The sequence below is a fragment of the Cuspidothrix issatschenkoi CHARLIE-1 genome (assembly GCF_002934005.1).
Classification (GTDB): domain Bacteria; phylum Cyanobacteriota; class Cyanobacteriia; order Cyanobacteriales; family Nostocaceae; genus Cuspidothrix; species Cuspidothrix issatschenkoi.
In genome coordinates this window covers 1-17385 of the sequence record NZ_PGEM01000142.1, presented here as the reverse complement: position 1 = coordinate 17385, position 17385 = coordinate 1, and the positions used below count along the sequence as shown (strand labels likewise).

17 protein-coding genes are annotated in these 17385 nt (G+C 38.8%); 5 read left to right on the top strand and 12 right to left on the bottom strand.

Annotated elements, in window-relative coordinates; genetic code table 11:
• The 4 genes from CUN59_RS21190 to CUN59_RS17305 all read right to left on the bottom strand — a co-directional run.
• Window positions 1–239 (bottom strand): helix-turn-helix domain-containing protein (locus CUN59_RS21190; protein WP_165790193.1); only part of this gene is annotated, 239 nt, incomplete at its 3' end.
• A gap of 400 nt (window positions 240–639) precedes the next feature.
• Window positions 640–1998 (bottom strand): aminotransferase class V-fold PLP-dependent enzyme, encoded by a 1359-nt coding sequence (locus CUN59_RS17315; RefSeq protein WP_207765438.1) that lies wholly within the window; start codon window positions 1996–1998, stop codon window positions 640–642.
• A gap of 21 nt (window positions 1999–2019) precedes the next feature.
• On the bottom strand, window positions 2020–2904 hold the full coding sequence (locus CUN59_RS17310) for an ATP adenylyltransferase family protein (protein ID WP_104389015.1): 885 nt from the start codon (window positions 2902–2904) through the stop codon (window positions 2020–2022).
• A gap of 134 nt (window positions 2905–3038) precedes the next feature.
• Window positions 3039–3542, bottom strand: coding sequence for a pentapeptide repeat-containing protein (locus CUN59_RS17305; protein WP_104389014.1), 504 nt, complete (start codon window positions 3540–3542; stop codon window positions 3039–3041).
• A gap of 14 nt (window positions 3543–3556) precedes the next feature.
• Between CUN59_RS17305 and CUN59_RS17300 the strand changes: the two genes are divergently transcribed.
• Complete coding sequence (locus CUN59_RS17300) at window positions 3557–3997, top strand: YraN family protein (protein WP_104389013.1); 441 nt, start codon at window positions 3557–3559, stop codon at window positions 3995–3997.
• Between the two features lie 61 nt (window positions 3998–4058).
• Here the strand turns inward: CUN59_RS17300 and CUN59_RS17295 are convergent, their stop codons facing one another.
• Window positions 4059–4448, bottom strand: a complete 390-nt coding sequence (locus CUN59_RS17295; protein ID WP_104389012.1) for a hypothetical protein — start codon at window positions 4446–4448, stop codon at window positions 4059–4061.
• Between the two features lie 202 nt (window positions 4449–4650).
• On the opposite strand from CUN59_RS17295, the gene queA reads away from it, so the two are divergent.
• Together queA and CUN59_RS17285 are read left to right on the top strand one after the other, a co-directional pair.
• Window positions 4651–5745, top strand: coding sequence for a tRNA preQ1(34) S-adenosylmethionine ribosyltransferase-isomerase QueA (queA, locus tag CUN59_RS17290; RefSeq protein ID WP_104389011.1), 1095 nt, complete (start codon window positions 4651–4653; stop codon window positions 5743–5745).
• Between the two features lie 87 nt (window positions 5746–5832).
• Window positions 5833–6945 (top strand): tetratricopeptide repeat protein, encoded by a 1113-nt coding sequence (locus CUN59_RS17285; RefSeq protein WP_104389010.1) that lies wholly within the window; start codon window positions 5833–5835, stop codon window positions 6943–6945.
• A gap of 71 nt (window positions 6946–7016) precedes the next feature.
• Here the strand turns inward: CUN59_RS17285 and CUN59_RS17280 are convergent, their stop codons facing one another.
• From CUN59_RS17280 to hetZ, 6 genes are all read right to left on the bottom strand, one after another.
• Window positions 7017–7712 (bottom strand): potassium channel family protein, encoded by a 696-nt coding sequence (locus tag CUN59_RS17280; protein WP_104389009.1) that lies wholly within the window; start codon window positions 7710–7712, stop codon window positions 7017–7019.
• A 596-nt stretch (window positions 7713–8308) separates the two neighbouring features.
• Window positions 8309–8905, bottom strand: coding sequence for a guanylate kinase (gmk, locus tag CUN59_RS17275; protein ID WP_104389008.1), 597 nt, complete (start codon window positions 8903–8905; stop codon window positions 8309–8311).
• Between the two features lie 246 nt (window positions 8906–9151).
• The gene (remA, locus tag CUN59_RS17270; RefSeq protein ID WP_104389007.1) at window positions 9152–9421 is read right to left on the bottom strand and encodes an extracellular matrix/biofilm regulator RemA; all 270 of its coding nucleotides are present in this window, start codon (window positions 9419–9421) and stop codon (window positions 9152–9154) included.
• A gap of 184 nt (window positions 9422–9605) precedes the next feature.
• Window positions 9606–11948 (bottom strand): transglutaminase TgpA family protein, encoded by a 2343-nt coding sequence (locus tag CUN59_RS17265; protein ID WP_207765437.1) that lies wholly within the window; start codon window positions 11946–11948, stop codon window positions 9606–9608.
• A gap of 245 nt (window positions 11949–12193) precedes the next feature.
• Window positions 12194–12970, bottom strand: a complete 777-nt coding sequence (locus tag CUN59_RS17260; RefSeq protein WP_306460522.1) for a PatU — start codon at window positions 12968–12970, stop codon at window positions 12194–12196.
• Window positions 12971–13162: 192 nt separating this feature from the next.
• Window positions 13163–14350 (bottom strand): heterocyst differentiation protein HetZ, encoded by a 1188-nt coding sequence (hetZ, locus tag CUN59_RS17255; RefSeq protein WP_104389005.1) that lies wholly within the window; start codon window positions 14348–14350, stop codon window positions 13163–13165.
• Between the two features lie 199 nt (window positions 14351–14549).
• Here hetZ and CUN59_RS17250 point away from each other — a divergent pair, with 199 nt between their 5' ends.
• Window positions 14550–15023 carry a hypothetical protein gene (locus CUN59_RS17250; RefSeq protein WP_104389018.1) on the top strand — a complete coding sequence of 158 codons (474 nt, stop codon included), beginning with the start codon at window positions 14550–14552 and terminating at the stop codon, window positions 15021–15023.
• 236 nt (window positions 15024–15259) lie between these two features.
• Here CUN59_RS17250 and sds read toward each other — a convergent pair whose 3' ends face one another.
• On the bottom strand, window positions 15260–16231 hold the full coding sequence (sds, locus tag CUN59_RS17245; protein ID WP_104389004.1) for a solanesyl diphosphate synthase: 972 nt from the start codon (window positions 16229–16231) through the stop codon (window positions 15260–15262).
• Window positions 16232–17064: 833 nt separating this feature from the next.
• On the opposite strand from sds, the gene CUN59_RS17240 reads away from it, so the two are divergent.
• Entirely contained in the window at window positions 17065–17250 is a 186-nt protein-coding gene (locus tag CUN59_RS17240) for a hypothetical protein (protein WP_104389017.1), read from the top strand.
• Window positions 17251–17385 lie beyond the last annotated feature (135 nt).

Below are 17385 nucleotides of genomic sequence, written 5' to 3'. Positions count from 1 at the left end.
GTTGGCATTTGCCTGAGATAAAATAGTGTCAGGCATATTTCTTCTTCAATTGTTAATTTTGGTTTACGTCCACCACCTGGTGAATTAACACGCAACTTACCTTTTTCTAACTGAGCTTTTTGCTCCTGATGAGCTAACAAAGCCTGCTCCATCAATGAAATAAATTGATCATAGCTAATTCCCAGTATTCCCCTAGCGCGTTTTGGGTGCAAATGTATATAATGGATGATATTTTTCATGTTTGGTAGAGCCACGGTATATCTTCAATTTACCGTTCTACCATTTTTTTGTATATATTGCGGACAGGTCTATTGTATATAATTATAATATTACTACATTTTTTTGTGCGATAACAAAGTTAACTGTAGGCATCACTCACCTTGTAGAGTGTGTTAATGAAATGTAACGCACAGTTTTTAATTAATATTTAACTGTCAGAATCAGGATACCCAGGATTACAGAATTAACAGGATAATATTTGATATTAATATTCACAGAATATTAATATTAGCGCAATTTTGTGAAAATGTAGATCAATTTTAATAAAGTATCCTGTACATCCTCAAATCCTGGACATCCTGATTCTGACAATTCTATCCTGAAAATCCTCAAATTATGGACATCAGGATAGAGAGAAAATTAGGAAATTTCCTGCAAAACTTGTAAAAGTTGGTCAATTTCTTCTACTGTATTGTAGTGAGCTACTCCTATTCTTAATAAGCCTCCAGATGTTTCTACATTTAACTTTTCTGTCAGACTAATTGCATAGAAATTACCATGCCAAGTAAATATTCCCCTTTCTCCTAATATCTCGGCTATGGTTTCTGGTGTTTTCCCTTCAATGCGGATAGATACTGTTGGTGTACGCCATGTAAATTGACTAGGTTCAGTAATTCCATACAAGGTTAAACCAGGGATTTTTAGTAATCCTGAAATTAGCTTTTTACTTAATTCTCTTTCATATTGTTGAATGGCTGACATGGCTGCTAATAAAGCTGATCGACGACTGCGATAAGCTGATATTAATTCATGGTTTGGTTGTTCTGTTTGGGTCAAAAATCGTGGACAATGGAAGGTAGTTAAACCTTCTCTATCAGCTTCCATTAAAGAAGAAAGTAATTCATTATCTAAGGTAGGGGAAACATGACAACCTAATTTTGCTAAATAATTAATTGTTGCTACTAACCCTGCTAAACCTTCATGATTTAAAGTTCCTGTTTCCCATCTGCAAGGAACTTCATCAGATGCGGGTTTAACTTTATAAGGGGAAAATCTGGCTAAATGTTCTCTTTTTCCGTAGAGAATACCAATATGGGGGGCAAAGAATTTATAAGCTGAACAAGCTAAAAAATCACAGTCTAAATGATGGACATTAATCGGTCCATGGGGGGCATAATGGACAGCATCAACATATACTAAAGCCCCGAAACTATGGGCAAGTTTAACTATTTTGGCAATATCATTAATTGTCCCTACAGCATTGGAAGCATAAGTAACTGCAACTAATTTTGTCCGGGAATTAAGCTTTTGTTCTAAATCATTGAAGTTTAATGTACAGTCGGTAATATTAATATCAACTGGACGAATAATGACACCTTTTTCTGCTAAAGCATACCAGGGAGAAATGTTAGCTGCATGGTCTAAATCTGTGACAATAATTTCATCACCTGGTTGTAATTCTCTACCGATAGCGCGACTCACAGAGAAGGTGAGAGTGGTCATATTTGCGCCAAATACTACCTCATCATTATCGCATCCTAAGAAGTCGGCGATCGCTGCCCTAGCAGACATAATTAACGCATCTGTTCGCATACTGGTAGCGAATGCACCGTGAATATTAGCATTTGACCTAACTAAATAATCACTAATTGCATCTAATACCCCACCGGGTACTTGTGTTCCCCCAGGTCCATCAAAGAAAATCGCTGGTTTTCCGTTTATGGTTTGTGTAAGTGCGGGAAATTGGGAACGAATCCATTTTATATCTAGAGATTCCATAATTTTTCCTCTTCTTTGATTTTATTGTTTAGGAAAAGCAACATTAGTTAAAATGTTAATCGGACTGATATCTTTGACTAACTGCATTTGTTGTTGATTTTTCACTAATAATGCGCCGGCAAATCCTAAAGAGTTGATAGAAATAGAGTTAAATTCTTCATGTTGTCGAGGGACAATTAACATCCATTCCCTAGTAATTAAAAGATTATATGCTCCTGATTGCATGTTATTTTCTAATGCTGTAATGCCCAAATTATGAAGTAAGTTATGATATTTTTTTAAAGTTACTTCAGGACTTTCATCTATCTCCAGGTGATTAAAACCGTGTAGAAAGGGAAATTGGGGGATAGTTCCTACAGAATTATTGAATTTTGCGGTTTTTATCAGTGGTGAAATCGGAATATCTGTTCCATGAAAAGGAACAATTTGTAAATGTTTATGTCGTTGACTCGCACCAGCTAGTTTACCTCCATTATAAAATACTAAACCGTCAAATTCCACTAAACAAGCCCATATTGCTGTAAAGTCTTCTAGCGTTAGTAAACTTTCTTGTTGTTCAAAAGCACGGGTGATAATTAACAAGTGATGATCAACAACATTGAATTTATTTAAAAGACAAACATGACTAGGAGAAATATCCGCAACAAATAAATCTTTTTCATAAGGTAAAAAAGGATTAAATTCTTTACCCGTTTTAGCAGCCTTTTGATCTTGTTTTTTTTGATCAGCTTTTTTGCGGTTGAGATTTGCTAAAATCCTGACTATAAATTGTACTCCATCTTGTTCAATAATTTCCAATTCTGTGGGGATAGATTTTAAAGCCCCAGATTTTAAAGCCTGTTCTGTTATAGTTTTGATGCTTGTCCATAGTGTACCGGGTTCAAGGACAATTTTTAGGTAATCCATATTTTATATCATCAATTAATCAATTGTAATCATTCAGCTATCAGCCGAATTTTTCCTAGCTTTACCAATAGATCCCGGACTTATCAAAGAAGTCCGGGATCTGAATATGATCTGAATATTAAATATGAGAACCTTTAAGGACAAAATAAAGTTTCTCTTGTCTCCCTACCTGTTACGGGATTAGTACCTTTAGCCAATTTACATAGTTTATTTTGTTCATCCCGACGCAGTAGAACATCAGTAAAATCTGCTCCATCCACTATAGCACCATCAAATTTGGTATTAGCCGCAAAAGCCCCTTCTAAAATGGCATTAGTTAAATCAGCTTTAATCAGACGGGCTGAATCTAATGTAGCATTAGTTAAGTTAGCACCCCGCAAATTCGCTGATTCGAGATTAGCGGCAAAAAAGCTGACACCACTTAAATTAGCATTAGTAAAATTACTGTAGCGAAGATTGGCTTTAGTAAAACTGGAGTCTGTTAAATCACGTCCTGAAAAATCAGAGTTGATGAGAATTTCTTTGTTATATTCCAGTGCTACAGCAGCAGGAACAAAACCTAATAAGATTGTGATGGTAATGATTACCAAAAGTAATAAACTGAGTATACTTGTCCAACTACGATTTTGAGTATTCATGGTATTGTGAATAAATGGTTAATCCTTCTCCATTTAATTATGCAGATATTGGTAACATAGGTGAAGACCTAGTAGCCAAATGGTTACAATCTACAGGTTGGGAAATTTTACATCGGCGCTTTTGGTGTCGCTGGGGTGAAATTGATATTATTGCCGAATATCAACAAACAATACTGGCATTTGTGGAAGTCAAAACCCGCAGTTCTGGTAATTGGGATGCAGGGGGCAAAAATGCTATCACTCCCCAAAAACAAGCTAAACTCTGGCAAACAGCAGAAATATTTTTAGCTGAATATCCCCAAAAAGCTGATTATATTTGTCGCTTTGATGTGGCACTTGTTCACTATACAAAACAAAGCCCAAAAATCATCAGCGAAGATTTTTTATATCGTTTATCTATATCTGGATACGAATTTAAGCTGCAACAATACATTGAGGCAGCTTTTTATCTGTAATAAACATGAGAGGAGAATTATTTTGTCACTTCGTCAGACTACGTGAATAATATTTAGTTGTTTAAGCCAGAGTTTCGGGACAATAACCTAAGCCTCGGACAAACTGCTGTCTAAATGCTTCAATTTCTTCTTTTTCAGGATTGCCATGAGAAACTATTGCCACTTGATAACGACGCATTACGTCTACAGGAATTTGTCCTGCTTCTAAACTCCAAAAAGCCATTTGTACTCGCATTGGTGGTTGATAGCTAATTCCTAATTCATTCAGAAAAGCTCGAAAATCACCATCTTCCTGTTCGGAAACTGGTTTTGTAAATTTAATCCTCACTACCCAACCATCAATTTGATGAATTACAGTCACAAAGGAAAGGGGAAGTTGCGGTCTACTGTGTAAGTGTTGCACAATTCTCAAGGTGAGACTGGCATTTGCTAAATAGTATAAGTATTCCATTATTATCTTTGGCATCAAAGCTAATTCTACATCTCTATCATCGTTAAGAGAGTAAGTTCCTGGTAGGGTAAAAGCACCCGTCTTTCTATGGGGAGGTCTACCCAATTTAGGGAGGGGAGCAAAGGGGCAGGGAAGCAGTAGGGGCGAACGGCCGTTCGTCCGTACAACCGTCAACAGTCAACCGTCAACATATAGAAATATTATGGATTTAGATCGTTCATTATCTGGTTATGATTACGAATTACCACCGGGGTTAATTGCCCAAAATCCTGCTGTTCCTAGAGATAGTTCTCGGTTGTTGGTGGTCAATTCTCCCGAAACTGGTACAAGTGTGTCGCCTCTCCATCGTATTTTCCGTGATTTACCGGAATTATTGCAACCAGGTGATTTATTGGTGATGAACAATACTAAAGTTATTCCGGCTCGGTTGTATGGATCTAAATCTACCGGGGCGGATGTGGAGGTGTTGCTGTTGGAGGAACGACGGCATAATTGCTGGTTGGCTTTGGTCAAACCTGGTAAGCGGTTTAAAATTGGTACTGAGATTATTTTTACTTCCTCAGGACAAAATAGCCAGAAGATATTAAAAGCAACTGTGATGGAGTCTGATCCAGAGACTGGGGGACGGTTACTACAGTTTGATTTACCAGAGGATGTTCCTTTGGTGCAGGTGTTGGCAGAATTTGGGCAAATTCCCCTACCTCCCTATATTACTGCTTCCAGCGCGGCGGATGAACAATATCAAACTGTGTATGCTCAGGAACAGGGTGCGATCGCAGCCCCAACGGCAGGGTTACACTTCACACCAGAATTATTAGAAAAATTACGTCATTGTGGCATTAATCAAGCTTTTATTACCCTTCATGTCGGTGTTGGTACTTTCCGCCCGGTGGAAGTAGAAGATGTTACTACCCATGCCATGCACGAAGAATGGATAGAAGTTCCTAGTGATACCGTTGAGCAAATTCGGGCTACTCAGGTGGCTGGGGGGCGAATTATTGCCGTGGGAACAACAGTGGTGAGAGCTTTAGAAGGTGCGGCACAATTGGGAAATTTACAGCCTTTTGTGGGGAAGACAAACTTGTTTATTTATCCTGGATATAAATGGCGGGTTGTTGAGGGTTTAATTACCAATTTCCATTTACCCCGTTCTAGCCTATTGATGCTAGTTAGTGCCTTAATTGGTAGGATCAGATTGCTAGATATTTACCAAGAAGCGATCGCCTCTAAATATCGCTTTTATTCCTTCGGTGATGCCATGGTGATCTTACCCGAAGGGAAAAGTATTAAATTATGAATTTTTCAATTGTCAATTATGAATTTTTGATGTAGTTATATATAATCTAATTTTTATTAGATCAATATAACTCAAGGGTGGCAATTTATGTATCAAAAACATCAAAAACATCCGTATTTAAACGGAGCTAAATCTGCCCCTGGACAGATATTAATGGGAGTGATCTCTGTTTCATCAGCTTTTTTAATCTTGACCTTACCAGCAATTATTCATTCTACCGGTACTAAGCTATTAGCTCAAGAAGTGGTTTCTCAAGATTTGGATGCAGCTATGGCTTTTCAACAGGGAGCAACCTTCTATAGTCGTAAAGATTTTCAGAATTCGGAAATAGCTTTTCGTAAAGCCTTAGATCGAGATCCTAATATTGGACTAGCACGTAATTATTTAGGCAATATTCTGTTAGAACAAAATCGCCTAGATTTAGCCATTCAAGAGTATGGAGAAGCAATTAGATTAAATCCCAATTTAGGAGAAGCTTATTATAATTTGGGTGTAGCTTTACAAAGACAAGGACAAAAAGAAGCAGCAATTACCGCTTACCGTCAGGCTTTGGTAGTCAGACCCACTTTAGCTAACGCCTATTATAATTTAGGAGTTTTGTTCTATCAACAAGAACAACGTCAGGATGCGATCGCCGCCTATGAACAAGCAATTAATTTAGATAGAAATCATAAAAATGCTTACTTTAATTTAGCCATTGTTCAACAACAAGAAGGACAAATAGACCCCGCGATTTCTGCCTATCGGCAAGTATTGAAAATAGATCCAGAAAATACAGTAGCTTACAATAATTTAGGCAGTCTTTTAGTTATTCAGGGCAAAATTACCGAAGCAATTACTGTTTATAAAGAAGCAATTCGTCAAAATCCCAAAAATGCCCTAGCTTACTATAACTTAGGCGTAACTTTATATAATCAAGGTGCTTTTAAAGAATCTGCTCAAGCCTTTAGACTCGCTCGCAAACAGTATACAACGGAAGGTAATACGGAGCAACTTGCCAAAACTGAACAATTAATACAGCAAATTGCCCAAGTATTAACACCTAAAAAATCCCCAGTAAATCCCCCAGGTAGTGCGACAGCAATTACTACTCCACCCGTAGAACAAGCACCCGCAAATACTACACCAACAGAAGACACTTCTGGTAATAGTCCCACATTTGGAGAATCTACTTTACCTGATTTAACACCAAAGAAATAAACATTGGTGATGGTTCACTGTTGACTGTTGTACGGGCGAACGGCCGTTCGCCCCTACCGCCGCCTCCTAACTCAAATTGGTAAACGATTAATATCTTTATTACAACCAATTACTACCATTGCAGAACCTTTTTCTAACCGTTTAGTTGGTTCGGGATTAATGATAAATTTACCATCATGACTTACCGCCAACATATTTAAACCATAACGATTACGAAGTTGGAGTTCAGCAATGGTTTTACCATGAAAATCATCAGGAACAATCAACTCAACAATACTGTTATCTGTGTCAAGATCAAATCTATCTAAAATTCCTGGTTTAGTAAGTGTGCGTGCTAACGCACAACCAGCTTCATATTCAGGAAAAACTACATGATCTGCTCCCACTCGTTTTAATAATTTGCGGTGAACTTCACTAGAAGCTTTAGCAATTACATGAGGTACACCACCTTCTTTTACATTTAAGGTAGTAATCACACTTTCCTGAACGTAGTTACCAATAGCTATAATTACGGTATCAAATTCAAAAATTCCCGCTTCTTTCAGGGCTGCTGATTCTGTTGAATCTATTTGTAAAGCATGATTAACTATTTCTTCGTTCAAGGCTTCAGAAACTCTTTTTTCGTCAATATCCGTAGCTAAAACTTGATAACCTGAATTATGTAGTGTAGAACAAACAGAACGACCAAAACGACCTAAACCAATAACCGCAAATTGGTGGTTATCTTTACGTAAACTGCGAAGAAATTTTAATGATGAAAGGTTCATGATTGGTGATTGGTAATTGGTACACTAAATACGGAATGAATAATTCATATCCATAGTGTAGTTAATTGTGATACTACTAAGTAAACAACCTGAATCAGCTATGCAAATAACTAGCAGCGAAATCCAAAGTATGCGGGAATTAATGCCCGATTATACCTCCGGACTGGAAGCATGACCATCAAATGTTGTATTTTGTACCAAACATAATGAATATTTGTAGGCGATAGCGAAGCGCTGCTGCAAGCAGTTTGCCAATTCTCAATCTCCAAATGAACAATTTTCGTTGTGTGACAGTTGAGGGTGGGGAATGTGGGTTCAATCGTTCAGGACTTTTCTGCACCACTAAGCAATTCAACTTAGACCTGCATCTGATGTTACTTTACCACCCCGGAAATTTACTACTACTGGAGGGAGTTTTTCTTGTTTGAAAGGGAACTGTTTTGGTATACAATCTGTTCTTGCTGGGGTCATATTTTATAATTGCCCAAATGCTTGTTACATATACATTTTCGCAGTTTTTGACCTCTTTTTTTCTTTTCTTTGTAAGAAATCCGGGCTAAGTATTGTATGGTGGGCAATGCCCACCTGGATGAGTATCAATGAAAAATAGCTTTCTCTATTTCCTGCAAAGCTTCCTCAAAATCGCCATTGATAATTTGCAGATTAAATTCATCAGCGGCCGCGATTTCTTCTTCAGCACGGTTGAGACGACGAGAAATTGCTTCTTCTGTATCTTGTCCTCTTCCACGTATCCGCTTTTCTAATTCTGCAAATGAAGGCGGTAAAATAAAAATACTCAGGGCGCTAGGGAAGGTATGACGGATTTGTCTTGCTCCTTCTAATTCAATTTCTAGCACCACCAACTTACCCGACTGAATATGGTTCAGCACAGCTTCACGAGGTGTACCATAAAAGTTACCGGCAAATTCTGCCCATTCTAAAAACTCCCCTTGAGTCACTAATTTTTCAAACTCACTCCGGGTTATAAAATGATAGTTCTTACCATTAACTTCTCCCGGACGGGGAGAACGAGTCGTTGCAGATACTGAATAATGTAATTCTGGATATCGCTGGAGAATTGCATTCATTAAAGTACCTTTGCCGACTCCACTGGGTCCGGTTAAAACAATTAGTTTGCCCAGAGGCGGGCATTCTTTCGTATTTGCACCAATATGGGTAGGTAAAACTTGCATTATCCGTGAAAAGAGTGAATTAATTAATATAAATTATTCATTAGTCTTGTTTTAGCTGCTAAAACAACTAATACCATTTTGAATTGCGGATTTGAGATTGTCAAATACCTACAGCATGAGCTTTGTAGGCTGCCATCTTTAGTTCCTGGCTGCTCAAATTGGTATAAAACTAAGGAATGTGTAGCGCTAGTGACAGAAAACCAGTCTAATTCACATGGTAAGGCCAATATGGTGCAAATCTTCAGATTAATTATCTACAACATGATGATGATCACGGGAAATGACAAAGCGATTAGCTACGGTTTCAGGCTGAATCGCCGAAAGAATCACATGACTAGAATCAGTGATAATCACCGCCCTAGTCCGTCTTCCATAGGTAGCATCCACCAGTTGACCTCGATCTCTAGCATCGGTGATAATTCGCTTAATGGGTGCAGATTCGGGACTGACGATAGCAACGACTCTGTTGGCAGAGACGATATTACCAAAACCGATATTGATTAATTGAATTTCCATAAAAAAATTTTCAGCTAAACGAAAAATGAAAAGCTTGTAGTAGACTTATTCTCATGTTATCCCTAAAGAATGGGAGTTACAACGATTTACGCGACGTTAGCCATAGTTTTTTGATAACAAATGCTTTTTTAGCTTTATTATTAGGACATTTTTCCGAAAAATCTGCCCTAGGATATATGCAGAATTATCCTATTTTTCTTGCAGATGCTTCTTTCTTCAATGCTCTCCATTTCTGTTCTAATTGCTGATAGTTGGGACTATGACCACCATAGCGCCAACTCATATAGGCATGACAGATTTCATCTATCACCACTGCTATTTCTGGAGAATGGTATTGGTATGAAAACTGGGCATATTCTAGTGGTGTTTGACTAGGATGCTTCCCTAAACCCTTTTTAGCACTCCATTGCAGCATTTGTTGATAAAGCCTTTCCATGGGGGGTAATTTCTTTAACCACCGCATATTTAACCATCTGCGCCATTGTCCCCAACCCAACCAACCTAAGAAGGCAGCAATTGTTCCCACAATTAAACCGGTTAAGACCCCTAACCAACCCTTGGTAAATAAAGCTAAAAACCAAGCTAATCCCTGAAATAACCAGCTAAATATCGCCCCAAATACAGTATTTAAGATCCCTGTCACCGGTGAAGGTAGCCAACCCGCCACCCAATTCCAAAATTGCCGTAGTACACTAAAAGTCTGATCTTCTTCTATAGAAGGCGGAATTAAAGGATGGCCGGGAATTGGATCAAAAGTAAACCAGCCATATTTAGGAAAATAAACTTCCGTCATCGCATAAGCATCAGTATTGCGGACAATATACATCCCTGTAAACGGATTAAACTCCCCAGGAGCAAATCCCGCTACCAACCTCGCCGGAATACCAATGGAACGTAGCATCACTGTTAACACAGTGGAAAAATGGTCTGGATAGCCACCTTTATTTTTGAATAAAAAACTTTCTACTAAGTCGTCGTTTTTCCCAAAATAAGGTAAATCTAAGGGATTTTTCGGTAGAGAGTAATTTTGTTTAATATACTGAGCTAAATACAAAACTTTTTCGTAGGTTGAATCTAGGCGTTTATTACCCGGAGAACGGGAAACTCTTTGTTGATCATAGATACTAAGAATTTCTTCCGTAAGTTTGCGAACTTTACCGGCAATTGCTGGGGGGATTTGTAGGTAATAGTCTTTAATCTTAGCTGGATATTTAGTAGAAGCTTTAACTAATAAAGAGCGATCGCGGTAGGGAACATCTGAAACCACAGTATAGGTTAACCCTTCTGATAACTGCACCGGCGCACGCAAACCATTTTCTTGATCAACAGCTACCAATGATGCAGGAAAATATAGCCATTTCGGATAGGACATTGCGGGAATCAAGTTAGGCAACTCCGACACCACATTATAAGTTTGTACTACCTCTTTTGTCGCAATACCCAACAATGGCGAATCAAGACTAATACGAGAAGACCAGGATGATTGTCTGAGGGTGGTAATGTCTTTCTCTTCATTACGGGAAATTTGCCAACCTTTACCTGTATAACGGTCAAAAGCCAGAACTCGCCAAAAACCTGCTGCTTGCGATCGCACACGCATCACCACCTTGGGTTTCATTTCCCCCCGCAGGTTTTGATTCATCTCGCTATTAAAACCGTAATAAAAGTTATTATCTATTGTTCCTGCTTCACCAGCATTTCCCGTTCCTACTGCATTCCCATTACCATCACCTTGAGCATTATTCTTCCCTTGGCGGACATAACCAGGGTTAATAATACTACGTCCTGTAAAATTTTCTGGGGCTTTAATGGGCGCACTCATAGGAAAAGACTGCAGTTGATACCCAGGAAACCGGGGTAAAATCGCAAAAATCCCCAGTCCTACAGTCACAATCAACAAAAAGTTTAAAATTAGAAATTTAAAATTTAAATTATAGTTATTCTTTTGACCAGACTTTTCTAAATTTAATTTTTTAAAGCCCAGGCGAGAACGGTAATCTAGAACTAAAGTTGGCAAAGCTACGCCCAAAAACAACAGCAACACAGGAGCAAACGCCATAGTTTGGCTCAAAGTCGCCGCCACACCTACCAAAATCAACCCAATTACAATTGAATACCCCAAATCCTTACGGCGCGGTGTATCAAAACTATGTAACACCTGCAACTGAATCAATAGCTCCGCCAAACTCAGGCGCGTATCATTGAAATCCCCCAGAAATCGCCCAAAAAAAGCTCCTAACGCCAAAAGCATTCCAATCGCAATACAAAATTGGATCGGAATGTTAGAACTACGACGACGGTAATAACTCCACCCTGTGCCTACCATGGTTAATGGTATAGTCCACAGACTAAACAGAGTTTCGCCAGCAATATCCGTAGCAACAATCCCCAAAATTACCAACACTAACACCAGCACTCGCAAAGGAATGGAATCTTCCACCTCTCTAGTAGATGTTCTTCCCATTGTTGGCCAATGATTACCCACCGATACACGCCAAAGCTGATTTATCCTGGATAAATTAAACATTTTCAAGTAAGCAAAGCCATGATGTAGACGCTGCGGACACAATGCTAGGTATGAAAACTATCACCTTGTTTTTCCACTCCTCCTATCCTAGCCTTACACTCCCTAAGAGTACAAGTATCCTGCTCGTAGCTAAAATTTTAGATACGCCCTTAATTGAATATTAATCATGCAAAAGAGAATTAAGGTTTAAACCCAGGAAATTAATCACGATTATTATACATCTTACTCAAGACAGCAGTTTTGAATTAGATTTTTACCTGAATTACCAATAATAAAGGCTGTTGATCTAACTCAGGAAACTCCACTGCCAAAGTATAACTTGGCTCATTTTGCTCAAAATCTAACTCCATCATCGGCATTTCCGAAGTTTTAGATTTTACGATTTTTCCAGTGTTAATACCTTGAATCTGTAAAATTCCTGGCATGGGTAACTCACCTTGTACCATTAACTTCTTCAATTTACCCACACTGCATAGTTCTACGCAAATACTTAAAGTACCTACAGTAGTCAACCATTGCCTTTCTACTAGTGGGTGCGTAGATGAAATTGGCAAGGTTAAATTTTCTAACAATTGTTTGGCTGCCATTAAAGACAAAGCCATTTGTTGCCGTGGTAATAAATCGAAATAATCACCCTCAATATCAGGGCTAGCAGTCAGGCTATCTGCTGAACGATAAGAGCTTCTCAACACTAACCCGGCCAAATCATTAATGGTCTGAGCATCACTAGGAAACATACTCTCTACCACCTGAACTAATTTAGCTCCTAGTGGTACGGAAGATGTTAATAACACCTGACATTTTTCTAACAATTGCCAAAAAACTTTTTCCGGTAGGTGAATTGGCAAATTAAGCTGAGACTGGTTGACACTCCACCCCCAAACAGAAACTAATCCCAGTGATTTTTCTTCTACACACTCAGGATACTCTATTGATTGTGTTTCCCAGGGGAACAACGGCGGGTTTTGTTGTATTCGGTCTTGTAAACGACGCTTAAGAATAGCTTGGAAACGTTCTTGCACAGTAGGAATTTCTCCCAGTTGAAAGGTTTGGGGTTTTTCTTCCCAGTTGGGTTCGCCATTAACAGGCTACCATCCCAAGATGAATCTCTACCCCCTCATTTCCTCACATTCTAACAAGTTATACCCGTAGGTGTTGAATTTATAATTTTTCAATACCTGAGAAACTTAATAATTTTTGTGAGGATTCACAAGTCACCATTCATGGGTAGATGCACTAGATCCGGACACTAGGGAGTTACGAATTTCCCAAGCTTGTTCGAGAATCTTAAACCAACGTTTTTGTAACTGCGCCATAGACAAGCCTACAGCTTTAGCGATTTGTTCATCAGGTTTCCCTTGTTGTTTCAAATCTAAAATTTCTCTTTGTTTATCATCTAGCTGGGCAATATAACTTTCCCATTGAATCGGAGTTAAACCCAAATTAGTAGGTAAGGAAACTTCTAACCACTCATGCACTAATTCCCAACGGTGTAATAAAGCGAACCGAATTAAATGATATTTAAAACGCTGCTGCAAGTAATCACGCTGGCGAGAGGTTAAACCTAAAATTGATTCAATTTCTGGTGCTGATAAATCCTGAAGACGAAGCGCAAAGTAATCAGCACAATCAGATTGTTCTTTTTCTTCTAAATAATCTATTAATTCTTTAATCACAACCGAGCGCAGAGTGTTTTCTTCCGGTTCAGGCTGCATGGCCATAGCTGATCGCAATTGCTGAATAGCTGGTTCTTCCCAAGAACCATCATATTCACCGCTACCACCTTCTGATGCCTGTTCTATATCTACAGTTGTTTCTGGAGGTTGTTGTTTGGAAAAAGTTTGCGCTCGCAGAATAATTAATTGTTGCTGTCTGCCAGGGAGAGGAATCCGACGCTTGCCATAGCGTTCCGTAAATGCCATGTATTCTCCCAATTCCAATAGAGTCCGGGGACGATAGGTAAGACCCAATTGGTTCTCCCTTCTAAAAGCATTTAAAGCCTCCAGATAAAAACTCTGTAGAAAATCTTCAATGATAGTCAACCGCCCTTGATAGCTTAACTGCCTATGGGGAGGATTAATATAACGGTAAACAATAGCACTTAGTGTGCTATGTAATTCCATACGTCCACGATTTGAACCTAGCTGGTAGTAGCGGATACACTGTTGTAACCGATGTTTAGCTAGGCTCATGGCTGAACTTTCAACTGTCCCAGAGGTTTGAATGCGTTTGCTTTCACTACAAATTCGTAAGACTTCGTTAGTAATTCTCACCGACACATCGTGACAATTTTGCTCGGACGCCTTGGTTGACTGTTGAAGTTCCCTAAATAGGAATTGAAAGATGACCTCCACGCTGATAGAAATTTTCCCCTGAATAGTTGCGATTGCGGCTGAATTCATAATCCCAGTTCTCAAAAAGACCCTAACATACTTTGGACACTAGTTGTCAGACTTTAGATAATCACTTTATGGTTTTTGTGTTTAAGGCTAACGTAAACCAATTTAGATTGAGGATGTGGCTAAACTTGTAAGTCCCGATTTTGTGGGATATTTTCTCGCTCTTGTTTTAGCCATTACCCAAAGTCACGGACAAATCATGATGGATTTAGAAGCACAAATTCAATTGCTGATAGATAATGCACCCCAGGATGGTATGACACCAAAACTTATGGTATCAATCGCTCCTGTCTTAATCGCTATTGCCCAAAAGTTACGACACCACCAATACTTTATTCTCCAAAATTCTGAGCAGGATTGGTTATTAACTACATTGAGCAACCGCGCAAATCCAGGAATAGAAAAGCAAGTTATTTACGCTTTCCCTACCATACAGGATATTTCTCTGATCTTAGATGCTGGGCGTGACCCTCACTTGCTCCCAACCTCCATGTATGTTACCCACATTTTGTTCCAGTTAGTAGCGATGAAACCAGTACACAGTCTGATTTTTATCGAAACTCCAGGAACTCTTGCCCATCTGGTAGAAGTTTCTCGCTTTGAGATAGAAAGCCAAATTCAACGACAACTACAGCAATCTAGAGGAAAAAAAATAATTCCTCCCAATATTGCTTAACGGAGGCAGGAGACAAGAGGCAGGAGGTAAAGTGTCACACCAAAAAATCTGTTGTAGGGTGCGTCAGATATCAACAATTTAGTTATTTACATAATTTATGCTGTCTGACGTGGTTGGTGAGCTTGCCGAACCACACCCTACCAATGTTCCAGTTGTATAAGTCCTGTTTTACTTCCTATCTGTTGTCTTCTGCTATAAATTTCCTCAATCCCAAGCTTTAAATCACTCTAAATGTTTTAGTAGAGTCGGCTTAAAACATAGTCAGTCAAGTTGATTAAGGCTTGACGTGATTCTGAGGGGGCTAAAATGCTAATATTCTCCGTGGCCAATTTTGAGTGATGATCAGCTAATTCTCTAGCTCGCTGGATACCTCGACTATCATCAATTAGTGCCAATGCCTGTTCTAAATCACCTTCCTGGGCAAATTCTCGTTCAATCAAGACTTCCAAGTAAGGTTTTTCTTCTAAGGCATATAAAACTGGTGCTGTGAGGTTGCCACTTTTGAGATCAGAACCTGCTGGTTTACCCAAGGTGTCTGTTGAACTGGTGAAATCGAGAATATCATCTACTATCTGGAAGGCAAGCCCCAGATGGCGACCATAATTGTATAGATGTTCTGCAATTTCTAGGGAGGTTTCACTAATTAATCCCGCAGCTTTAGCACTGTTGGCTATTAATGAAGCTGTTTTGTAATAGCTCTTTTGCAGATAGCTTTCGATAGAAATACTCGCATCAAACCGATTTAGCCCTTGTTGGATTTCTCCAGCAGCTAAATCCATAATTACTTCCGAAAGTAATTTGACAACATCCAAATTGTTGAGATTTGCTAAATACCAAGATGATTGAGCAAACAGGAAATCCCCGGCAAGTATAGCAATGCGATTACCAAATAAACTATGTACTGTTGGCACACCACGTCGGACATTTGATTCATCTACCACATCATCATGTACCAAACTGGCTGTATGGATCATTTCTGTAATCTCAGCCAGCCGTCTATGACGTGCTGTGATGTCTTCTTCTAACATGGTTGCCCGCGATATCAGCAGCACAATTGCAGGTCTGATGCGCTTACCCCCAGCACCGAATAAGTGTTCGGCTGCGGCATAAAGAATGGGGTGGCGATTTCCAACTAGCTGTTTCAGGTTATCTGCTAGTATTTGCAGGTCTGCTTCCACAGGGGTAAACAGGGAGGTGGCTGGGGTCATGGATGGGCGGACTCTGACTTAAGTTACGAAAGTTTACATATTCTTTAATTTTAAGATAACCCAGTGTGAGCGCAAAGTTTTCCTCTGGGAAGCTCATTTTCAATATTTATTAAGTTCTTTATAGCCAAGACTAAAATTATGTTACCATAAAAAACCTTCAAAGGTTACTGGGTGAATTTAATTTTTGTGTACGGGATTTTGCGTAGTTATCTCGAATTATCTGTAAATTTTAAAGTACCTGCTAGTAACAACCTCAAGGTGTCTGTCAGGAGCAAAAAATTTTTGAATTTAGTCTAGAAATTAGGTTCAAATTCAATTGGGTTGTGTTATGCTAATACGTAAGGATATTAAACTTTTCAGATTACTCACTTCCTAAGTAAAACCATCATTGGGTGATTTTACGCGATAGTGTCGTGAGTACAAAATAATTAGTCGCCTAAAAGAGGGTAGGACATATTCCTTTGCCTTTGTGCTTTCATCATGCCTTTTAAATCAAATTATACTTTTCCAGTGATGGAATTAACTCAACGTATTCAGCGCACGTTAAGTATTAGTGTATATTTGTTTAATTTAGAATGAAGTCAATACCACAGGCTAGGTAGACTGCTGATGAGCGCAGTAGTTGTTTGCTAATAGGCGATTTTGCTGCTGTTGGATGTACGGACTGGGAAAGTTGATATTAAAAATAAACCGATTGCTCAAAGAAATTAGTATTTCTACTTTCAATATTTGTATAACTAACTACAGTGATTAAGTAGATACTTGATGTAACTGGGGTCTTGCTGGCTTTTTATGCAATTTTATATTCCTTAGCAAGCAAAGATGGTGAAACAATGATTTACAGAAATATGCCTATGATGATATTTATTTTAGCTGCTGGATACTTGTTTAGTGTTTACTTATTATTAGCATTAGCAAAGCGCACAGGTAGAAAAGATATTCCTCAAAGCGGTTCTAGTAATGTCAAGGTAAAGAGAGGATTGACAGCAAATGTGAGTGAAGTTGTTAATAGTCAATGAGAGGCAAGAGGCAAGAGAGAATAGAATAATATATTTCTCACCTGCTCCCAGTCGGTGAGCGAAGCCGTTAGCAAAGCCTGGCGTTAGTCATACCGCTTCTCCCCAGCCTCCTGCCTTTAACTATTCGCCGTAAGT